The organism is Bacillus pretiosus (assembly GCF_051294775.1).
In the GTDB taxonomy this organism is placed as follows: Bacteria; Bacillota; Bacilli; order Bacillales; family Bacillaceae_G; genus Bacillus_A; species Bacillus_A wiedmannii.
The window spans coordinates 1-353 of the sequence record NZ_JBPPHF010000046.1; the positions used below are offsets into that span (position 1 = coordinate 1).

Genomic DNA, 353 nt, shown 5'->3' on the forward strand with positions numbered 1-353 from the left:
GTTAGTGCCTGAACGGAAGATAAAAAACAAAGCTAAATTTGCCCAAATTATTCAAGAGAATTGGTTATATCTCATTCAAAATAATTATTTGAAAAACGAAGAAAGTATGTTTTTAAACAAAATCATTGGATTTATAGGTTTCCGATCTAACTGTATTGTTCATGATATTAATGCAAAAGAACAATTACCTATGACTCAAACAGAAATTGCAGACAAAATAGGATCTAGTAAAAATACAGGTAGTAGATTAGTAAAGCAATTAATTGAAAAAGGTCTAATTGGACGTTTTGAATCGGGTAGAGATGGAATTAATGCTAGAATGTATGCACTGTACATAAATCCTAATGTAATTC

Annotated in this window: 1 protein-coding gene; it reads left to right on the forward strand. The window is 29.2% G+C overall.

Going from position 1 to position 353, the window contains the following annotated elements; translation table 11 throughout:
- Positions 1–353, forward strand: a 353-nt coding sequence (locus tag ACSG5Z_RS29780; RefSeq protein ID WP_435712740.1) for a helix-turn-helix domain-containing protein, incomplete at both ends; no start/stop codon positions are given.